This is a genomic window from Isoptericola sp. NPDC057391 (assembly GCF_042668085.1).
Taxonomy (GTDB): Bacteria; Actinomycetota; Actinomycetes; order Actinomycetales; family Cellulomonadaceae; genus Isoptericola.
This window is the reverse complement of record NZ_JBHVBO010000170.1, coordinates 1-8,894: the sequence shown is the minus strand read 5'-3', so window position 1 is coordinate 8,894 and position 8,894 is coordinate 1. Positions and strand designations below refer to the sequence as shown.

General features: G+C 73.0%; 6 protein-coding genes. 3 read left to right on the top strand and 3 right to left on the bottom strand.

Features of this window, described 5'->3' with window-relative positions; all coding sequences use genetic code 11:
• Nucleotides 1–93: 93 nt before the first annotated feature.
• Complete coding sequence (acnA, locus tag ACFUVW_RS17205; RefSeq protein ID WP_430572538.1) at nucleotides 94–2,859, bottom strand: aconitate hydratase AcnA; 2,766 nt, start codon at nucleotides 2,857–2,859, stop codon at nucleotides 94–96.
• 254 nt (nucleotides 2,860–3,113) lie between these two features.
• Between acnA and ACFUVW_RS17200 the strand changes: the two genes are divergently transcribed.
• On the top strand, nucleotides 3,114–3,878 hold the full coding sequence (locus ACFUVW_RS17200; protein WP_430572537.1) for a DUF5701 family protein: 765 nt from the start codon (nucleotides 3,114–3,116) through the stop codon (nucleotides 3,876–3,878).
• A gap of 83 nt (nucleotides 3,879–3,961) precedes the next feature.
• Here the strand turns inward: ACFUVW_RS17200 and ACFUVW_RS17195 are convergent, their stop codons facing one another.
• Both ACFUVW_RS17195 and ACFUVW_RS17190 read right to left on the bottom strand, forming a co-directional pair.
• Complete coding sequence (locus tag ACFUVW_RS17195) at nucleotides 3,962–5,272, bottom strand: class I SAM-dependent RNA methyltransferase (RefSeq protein ID WP_430572536.1); 1,311 nt, start codon at nucleotides 5,270–5,272, stop codon at nucleotides 3,962–3,964.
• Nucleotides 5,273–5,313: 41 nt separating this feature from the next.
• The gene (locus ACFUVW_RS17190; RefSeq protein WP_430572535.1) at nucleotides 5,314–7,308 is read right to left on the bottom strand and encodes an APC family permease; all 1,995 of its coding nucleotides are present in this window, start codon (nucleotides 7,306–7,308) and stop codon (nucleotides 5,314–5,316) included.
• 139 nt (nucleotides 7,309–7,447) lie between these two features.
• Here ACFUVW_RS17190 and ACFUVW_RS17185 point away from each other — a divergent pair, with 139 nt between their 5' ends.
• Together ACFUVW_RS17185 and ACFUVW_RS17180 are read left to right on the top strand one after the other, a co-directional pair.
• Nucleotides 7,448–8,101 carry a potassium channel family protein gene (locus ACFUVW_RS17185; protein WP_430572539.1) on the top strand — a complete coding sequence of 218 codons (654 nt, stop codon included), beginning with the start codon at nucleotides 7,448–7,450 and terminating at the stop codon, nucleotides 8,099–8,101.
• On the top strand, nucleotides 8,101–8,894 hold a 794-nt coding region (locus tag ACFUVW_RS17180), incomplete at its 3' end, for a potassium channel family protein (RefSeq protein WP_430572534.1). The genes ACFUVW_RS17185 and ACFUVW_RS17180, both read left to right, overlap by 1 nt.

Genomic DNA, 8,894 nt, shown 5'->3' with positions numbered 1-8,894 from the left:
CCGCCCCTCCGCGCGGGAGGGACGGGGCGCCGTCGGTGCGCGGCCCGTCAGGCGATCCTCATGGTCGCCCTCGTCCGGGGTCCCACCTCCGCCTCAGGCGACGAGCGAGCGCAGCACGTACTGCAGGATGCCGCCGTTGCGGTAGTAGTCCGCCTCACCGGGCGTGTCGATGCGCACCACGGCGTCGAACTCGACGGCCTGGCCGTCCGCCTTGGTGGCGGTGACCTTGACCGTCTCCGGGGTGGCGCCGTCGTTCAGCGCGGTGATGCCCGCGATGTCGAACGTCTCGGTGCCGTCCAGGCCGAGGGACTCGGCGTTCTCGCCGGACGGGAACTGCAGCGGCAGCACACCCATGCCGATGAGGTTGGAGCGGTGGATGCGCTCGAACGACTCGGTGATGACGGCCTTGACCCCCAGCAGCGCGGTGCCCTTGGCGGCCCAGTCGCGCGACGAGCCGGAGCCGTACTCCTTGCCGCCGAGCACGACCAGCGGGGTGCCCTGCGCCGCGTAGTCCTGCGCCGCGTCGTAGATGGTGTCCTGGGCGTTCTTCACGAAGTTGAACGTGAAGCCGCCCTCGACGCCGTCGAGCAGCTGGTTCTTGAGGCGGATGTTCGCGAACGTGCCGCGGATCATGACCTCGTGGTTGCCGCGGCGCGAGCCGTAGCTGTTGAAGTCGCGGCGACCCACGCCGTGCTCGGCCAGGTACTTGCCGGCCGGGCTGTCCGCCTTGATGGAGCCGGCGGGCGAGATGTGGTCGGTCGTGACCGAGTCGCCGAGCTTCGCCAGCACGCGGGCGCCGGAGATGTCGGCGACCGGCGCCGGCTCGGCACCCATGCCCTCGAAGTACGGGGGCTTGCGCACGTAGGTGGACTCGCCGTCCCAGGAGAACGTGTCGCCCTCCGGGGTCTCCAGCGCGCGCCACCGCTCGTCACCGGTGAAGACGTCCGCGTAGTCCTTGGTGAACATGTCGCGGTCGATCGAGGCGTCGATCGTGGCCTGGACCTCCTCCGGGGAGGGCCAGATGTCGCGCAGGAACACCGGGTTGCCGTCCTCGTCGCGGCCCAGCGGGTCGGACTCGAAGTCGAACTCCATCGTGCCCGCGAGCGCGTAGGCGATGACCAGCGGCGGGGACGCCAGGTAGTTCATCTTCACGTCGGGGTTGATGCGGCCCTCGAAGTTGCGGTTGCCGGAGAGCACCGAGACGACGGCGAGGTCGTGCTCGTTGACGGCCTCCGAGATCTTCTCGTCCAGCGGGCCCGAGTTGCCGATGCAGGTGGCGCAGCCGTAGCCCACCAGGTGGAAGCCGAGCTTCTCGAGGTAGGGCCAGAGGCCGGCCTTCTCGTAGTAGTTCGTCACGACCTGCGAGCCCGGCGCCATCGACGTCTTGACCCACGGCTTGGACACGAGGCCCTTCTCGACGGCCTTCTTCGCGAGGAGCGCCGCGGCGAGCATCACCGACGGGTTCGACGTGTTGGTGCACGACGTGATCGACGCGATCGCGACGGCCCCGTGGAAGAGGTCGAACTCCTTGCCCTCGCTGTCGGTCACCGGGTAAGTGCGGCGGCCGTTCGCGTGGATCGCGGGCGAGTCGGAGGCCGGGAACGACTCCTTCTCGGCCTCGTCGACGACGTCGGTGACCTCGGGGGCGTAGACCGGCAGGTCGCGGCCGAAGGCGGCCTTGGCGTTCGACAGCTCGATGCGGTCCTGCGGGCGCTTCGGGCCGGCGATCGACGGCACCACGGTGCCGAGGTCGAGCTCGAGGTACTCGGAGAACTTCGGCTCGACGTAGGAGTCCGCGCTCGGGTCGAGCCACAGGCCCTGCTCCTTGGCGTACGCCTCGACGAGCGCGAGCTGCTCGTCGCTGCGGCCGGTGAGACGCAGGTAGTCCAGGGTGACGTCGTCGATCGGGAAGATCGCGGCGGTCGAGCCGAACTCCGGGCTCATGTTGCCGATGGTGGCGCGGTTGGCCAGCGGCACCTGGGCGACGCCCGCGCCGTAGAACTCGACGAACTTCCCGACCACGCCGTGCTGGCGGAGCATCTGGGTGATCGTGAGCACGACGTCGGTCGCGGTGACGCCCGCCGGGATGGAGCCCGACAGCTTGAAGCCGACGACGCGCGGGATGAGCATCGACACCGGCTGGCCGAGCATGGCCGCCTCGGCCTCGATGCCGCCGACGCCCCAGCCCAGCACGCCGAGGCCGTTGACCATCGTGGTGTGCGAGTCGGTGCCGACGCAGGTGTCGGGGTAGGCGCGCAGCACCTTCTGCCCGTCGACCTCCACCTCGCGGGTCATGATCGTGCGCGCCAGATACTCGATGTTGACCTGGTGCACGATGCCGGTGCCCGGGGGGACGACCTTGAAGTCGTCGAAGGCCGTCTGGCCCCAGCGCAGGAACTGGTAGCGCTCGTGGTTGCGCTCGTACTCGAACTCCACGTTGCGGGCGAACGCGTCCGCGCGGCCGGCGACGTCGATCTGCACCGAGTGGTCGATGACCATCTCGGCGGGGGCGAGCGGGTTGATCCGCTTGGGGTCGCCGCCGAGCTCCGCGACGGCCTCGCGCATCGTGGCCAGGTCGACGACGCAGGGCACGCCGGTGAAGTCCTGCATGATCACGCGGGCGGGCGTGAACTGGATCTCCGTGTCGGGCTGGGCGTCCGGGTCCCAGGACGCGAGGGCGCGCACGTGGTCGGCGGTGATGTTGGCGCCGTCCTCGGTGCGCAGGAGGTTCTCGGCGAGGATCTTCAGGGAGTACGGGAGGCGCTCGGCGCCCTCGACGGCGGAGAGGCGGAAGATCTCGTAGGCCTTCCCGCCGACCTCCAGCGTTCCCTTCGATCCGAACGTGTCCACGCTGCTCACTGCGGCTCCTTCTGCGGGGCTGGCCGGCGAGGGCACCGTGCGCGCGCTGCGGCGCGACGGTTCCGACGCCGTGGTTCTGGGGGCTCCGCCCAGCGTACGCCGGGCACCTGGTCAGCATAGCCCATATATCTTGACGTCAAGATATCTCGGCGTCAGGTCCCGGCCCGGACCCCGCGGGGAATTGTCGTACGGCGCACGGGAACAACCGTCGTGGCCGGCGCGTTGTGCAGCTGCCCTCGACCGGAAGGACGCCCATGCCGTCGCGCATCCCCACGACCTCCGCCGCCCCGTTCGACGCCCCGTCCGACGCATCATCCGACCCGACAGGCGCCCGCACCACGGGCCCGGCGGGGGGCGACGCTCCCGTGCTGCCGCCGCTCACCGCCCAGGCCGAGCTGCTCCTGGCGCGCGACGTCGTGCCGCCGGAGGCGCTCTCCCCCGCCGCGCTGCGCGACGCCGCCGCGACGCTGGAGCGCACGGCCCCGGCCGGGTCGCTCCTGGTGGTCCACCCGCGCGTGCTGCCGCCGTCCGCCCTCGCCGGGCACCTGCGCCGCACGACGACGGTCCGCGGGCACGCCGTGGAGCGTGCCGGCTTCGTCGTGGTGGACATGGCCGACGTGGACGACTTCGCGCCCGTGCCCGGCGTCGACGTGCCGGACGCAGACGTCTACGCCGTCGCCGCCCCCGGCCGGGGCGACGAGATGGCGAACTGGTCGCCCGAGGAGGCGGAGCCGGCGATCGCCGCGCGCGGTCGCAGCCCGCTCACGCTCCCCGAGGGGATCCACTGGGTGCTGCAGTCCCCCGACGTCCTCGCCCGGAACCTCTGCTTCATGACGATCGGGTCCCGGCTGCGGCGGCCGAACGGTACCTACGACGCCCGCACCCCCGCCGTGTGGATCTCGAACGGCACCGGCCGCGACGGCAGCGAGCGGCGCGGCGCGCCGAAGGTCGGCTGGTGCTGGTGGCGCAACCGGCACACGTGGCTCGGCTTCGCGTCGGCGGCCGCCCGGCACGGCTGACCCCGGCACATGACATCGAGCGTGCTGACGTGATCCTCAAACAGACCGTTTGAGGACCAAGTCAGCACGCTCGATGCGGGACCTCAGCGGTCGAGGACCGCGACGGCTTCCACGTGGTGCGTCATCGGGAACAGGTCGAAGGCGCGCAGCCCGGTGAGCTCGTAGCCGTGCCCGGCGAGGTACGCCACGTCGCGCGCCAGCGCCGCGGGGTCGCAGGCGACGTAGACGACGCGGCGCGGGCCGCGGCCGGCGATCGCGTCGACGACGGACCGGCCGGCGCCGGCGCGCGGCGGATCGAGCACGACCACGTCGGCGGCGCCGACGTCCGAGCCGGTCGCGTCGCCGTCGGCGAGGACGCGGTCCACGGCGCCGAGGTGCAGCTCCACCTGGGGCAGGTCGTGGGCGTTGCGGCGCGCGTCCTTCACGGCGCGGGCGTCGCCCTCGACGGCGACGACGCGGCCCGAGCGCCCGACGGCCGCCGCGAGCGGCAGCGTGAACAGGCCGGCGCCCGAGTAGAGGTCGAGCACTGTCGCGCCGTCGAGGCCGCCCGGCGTCGCGTGCACGGCATCGAGCACGGCGCCGGCGAGCAGGTCGGGCGCCGCGCGGTGCACCTGCCAGAAGCCGTCGGCGGCCACGCGGTAGCGGTGCTCGGCGCCGGCCGCCCGCACGGTCTCCGTGACCGACCGGCGGGCGTTCGGGCGGGTGTCCCCGCGTCCACGGCGCCAGGGCACCTCGTCGACCAGGAGGAGCGCGTCCGCGCCGGCCGCCGGCGCCACCAGCTCGAGCCGGGCGCCCGGCCGCCAGCGACGGGTCCACACGCCCTCGGCGTCCGCGAGCGCCGCGACCGCCTCGCTGGCCAGCGGCATGGCGTCGAGCGGCACGACGTCGTGCGAGCGGAAGCGCCGCATCCCGGCCCGGCCGTCGGCGTCGGCCACGAGGTCGACCCGGGTGCGGTAGCCGAGGCCGCCGCGCTCGTCGTCGCCGGACGCGCCCTCGACGACGACGTCGCGCTCGAGGCGTGCGAGCCGCTGCAGCTGCTCGGCGAGGACGGCGGCCTTCCACCGGCGCTGCGCGGGCAGGGCGACGTGGGCGAGCTCGCCGCCGCCCACCCCGCCCGGGCCGGCTTCCGGCCAGGCGGACGGGACCCGGTCCGGCGACGCCTCGAGGACCTCGACCGCGTCGGCGCGCCAGAACCGGCTGCCGGTCTCGGTGACCCGCGCCCGGACGCGCTCGCCGGGCAGGGTGTGGCGCACGAAGACGACGCGCCCGTCGAGGCGCGCGACGCAGTGCCCGCCGTGCGCGACGGGGCCGATCTCGAGCTCGACCTCCCGGCCGACCTCCGGGTCGGGGGCGGTGGGACGAGGGCGCGGCGCGGAGCGGCGAGGTCGGGGCATGGGGACCATTCTCCCCCGTCCCGGGCCGCGGTCCGCACCGGTCAGAACCGGGGACCCCGCGGCGAGGTGCCCTCCAGGCCGGTCTGGCCGGCCGACGACGAGAGCTGCCACGGCACCGACGCCACCACGACACCGGGCGTGAACAGGAGCCGCCCCTTGAGGCGCAGCGCGGACTGGTTGTGCAGCAGCTGCTCCCACCAGTGCCCGACGACGTACTCGGGGATGTAGACGACCACCAGGTCACGGGGCGAGTCGCGGCGCACCGAGCGCACGTACTTCAGCACCGGCCGGGTGATCTCGCGGAAGGGCGAGTCGAGGACGCGCAGCGGCACCGGCAGGTCCAGCGCCTCCCACCGGGCGCGGAGGTCCGCGATCTCCTCCGCGTCCACGCCGACCGTCACGGCCTCGAGCACCGAGGGTCGCGACGCCCGCGCGTACGCCACGGCGCGCATCGTCGGCTTGTGGATCTTCGAGACCAGCACGATGGCGTGCACCCGGCTGGGCAGGGCGCGCGCGCCGGCCACGTCGTCGAGCGCGAGCTCGTCGCGCACCCGCGCGTAGTGGGCGCGGATCGCCTTCATGAGCGCGAAGAGCACGCCCATCGCGAGCAGGGTGATCCACGCGCCGTGCGTGAACTTCGTCGCCAGGACGATGACGAGCACCGTCGCCGTCATCACGAATCCGACGCCGTTGACGAGCCGGGAACGCTGCATGCGGGCCCGCTCGTGCGGGTCCGGCTCCTTGCGCAGCGCCCGCGTCCAGTGCCGCAGCATGCCGAGCTGCGAGAGCGTGAACGACACGAACACGCCCACGATGTACAGCTGGATGAGGCGCGTGACCTGCGCGTCGAACGCCACGATGAGGACGATCGCCGCGACGGCGAGGGTGATGATCCCGTTGGAGAACGCGAGCCGGTCGCCGCGCGTGTGCAGCTGCCGCGGCAGGAAACCGTCCTTGGCGAGGATCGAGCCCAGCACGGGGAAGCCGTTGAAGGCGGTGTTCGCCGCGAGCACCAGGATCAGCCCGGTGACGATCGAGATCGCCACGAACGCCGGCGTGAAGCCCTGGAACACGGCCTCGGCGAGCTGACTGAGCACGGGGTGCTGGTTGTAGTCCTCCGGCAGGGGCTGGCCGCCGGCGGTGAGCTGGTCGTGCGCGTCCTCGACGTACTTCACGCCGGTCGCCTGCGCGAGCAGCAGGATCGAGATCATCATCGTCGCGGAGATGCCGCCCAGCAGCGCGAGCGTCGTGGCGGCGTTGCGCGACTTGGGCTTGCGGAACGCCGGGACGCCGTTGCTGATGGCCTCGACGCCGGTGAGGGCGGCGCAGCCGGACGCGAAGGCCCGGGCCAGGAGGAAGGCGCCCGCGAGCCCGGTCAGCCCCTGGTCGAAGCCCGCCTCGGGCGTCATCTCGAAGCCGGCGCTCTCCGCCATCGGCAGGTCGCCCGCGAAGTACCGGACCGCCCCGACGACCGCGAGCAGGCCGACGAGGGCCATGAAGCAGTACGTCGGGATGGCGAAGACCGTGCCCGACTCGCGCACGCCGCGCAGGTTCATCACGGTGAGGACCACGACGACCGCCACGGCGAACAGCGCCTCGTGCCCGCGCAGGAACGGCAGGGCCGACGCCGCGTACTGGGCCCCCGACGAGATGGAGACCGCCACGGTGAGGACGTAGTCGACGAGCAGGGCCGACGCGACGCCGATGCCTGCCGACGGCCCGAGGTTCGTCGTCGCGACCTCGTAGTCGCCGCCTCCGGACGGGTACGCCCGCACGTTCTGGCGGTAGGACGACACCACCACGAGCAGCACCACGACGACGCCGAGCCCCACCCACGGGGAGATCGTCGTCGCGGCGATGCCGGCGACCGCGAGCGTCAGGAGGATCTCGTCCGGCGCGTACGCGACCGACGACAGCGCGTCGGAGGCGAACACCGGCAGCGCGACGCGCTTGGGCAGCAGGGTGTGCCCCAGGTTCTCGCTGCGCATGGGGCGTCCGAGGAGGAGCCGCTTGGCAGCGTCCGCGATGTCCGACACGTCGAGCAATGCTATGCCCGCGGCGCGCCGCGGGCGCGCGCGTCCCGGCGCGGCGTGCGTGGCGATGTCGGTGGCGATGTCGGTGGCGATGTCGGCGTGCCCGACGAGGTATAGCGTTTCGCCCGTGCACTTCGTGATCATGGGCTGCGGCCGCGTCGGCTCGACGCTCGCGCAGACGATCGAGTCCCGCGGCCACTCCGTGGCCGTCGTCGACCAGAACCCCGACGCGTTCCGCCGCCTGCCGGCCGGGTTCTCCGGGCAGAAGGTGACCGGCGTCGGCTTCGACCGGGACACCCTGGTCCAGGCCGGCATCGAGGACACCTACGCCTTCGCCGCGGTGTCCGACGGCGACAACTCCAACGTGCTCGCCGCCCGCGTCGCGCGCGAGACCTACGGCGTCGAGAACGTCGTGGCCCGCATCTACGACCCCCAGCGCGCGGAGATCTACCAGCGGCTCGGCATCCCGACGGTCGCGACCGTGCGCTGGACCGCCGACCAGGTGCTGCGTCGCATGCTCCCCCTGGGAGCCACCGACGAGTACCGCGACCCGTCGGGCCAGGTCCGCCTCGCGCAGATCGACTACCACCCGGGCTGGGCCGGGCTGACCGTGCACCGCATCGAGGAGGCGACCGGGGCGCGCGTCGCCTTCCTGTCGCGCTACACCGACGGCATCCTGCCGACGCCGGCCTCGGTGCTGCAGGAGAACGACGTGCTGCACGTCCTCATGCGCGCCGACGACGCGGCCGCCGTCGAACGGGTCCTCACCCACGAGCCCCGGCCGGAGGAGAGCTGATGCGCGTCGTCGTCGCCGGGGCCGGGTCGGTCGGCCGTTCGATCGCCCGCGAGCTCCTGTCCCACGACCACGAGGTCGTGCTCATCGACAAGAACCCCGCCGCCATGCGGGTCGCGCAGGTGCCCGAGGCCGACTGGCTGCTCGCCGACGCCTGCGAGCTGTCCTCGCTCGAGGCCGCCGACGTCACGAGCGCCGACGTCGTCGTCGGCGCCACCGGCGACGACAAGGCCAACCTCGTCTTCTCCCTGCTGTGCAAGACGGAGTTCGGCGTGCCCCGCACGGTGGCCCGGGTCAACAACCCGAAGAACGAGTGGATGTTCGACGGCTCCTGGGGCGTCGACGTCGCCGTGTCGACCCCGCGCATCATGACCGCGATGGTCGAGGAGGCCGTGGCGGTCGGGGACCTGGTGCGCATCTTCACGTTCCACCAGTCCGGTGCGGACATCGTCGAGGTGACGCTGCCGGACGACTCGCCGCTGGTGGGGGCGCGCGTGGGGTCCGTCGTCTGGCCCGCGGACACGGTGCTCGCGTGCATCGTGCGCGGGGCGCAGCCGCTGGCGCCGACGGTCGACGACACGCTCGAGACCGGCGACGAGCTGGTCCTCGTGATGGGTAGCCAGGCCGACGAGGAGGCGCTCCAGCACCTGCTCGCCCACGGGACCCCCGATGTCGCCGCCGTCGCGGCGGGCGACGCGCTCGTCGCGCCGGAGCTCGCCGCGGCCGGCGCCGCCCCGGGCGACGACGCCGGCACGTCGCCGGACGCCGCGCCGGCGGCCGGGCCCGAGGCCTGGGC

Excerpts from the sequence above, each read along its gene's own strand:
- ACFUVW_RS17195 (WP_430572536.1), bottom strand. The coding sequence starts at position 5,272 with ATGCCCCGACCTCGCCGCTCCGCGCCGCGCCCTCGTCCCACCGCCCCC.
- ACFUVW_RS17185 (WP_430572539.1), top strand. The coding sequence starts at position 7,448 with ATGGGCTGCGGCCGCGTCGGCTCGACGCTCGCGCAGACGATCGAGTCC.
- ACFUVW_RS17200 (WP_430572537.1), top strand. The coding sequence starts at position 3,114 with ATGCCGTCGCGCATCCCCACGACCTCCGCCGCCCCGTTCGACGCCCCG.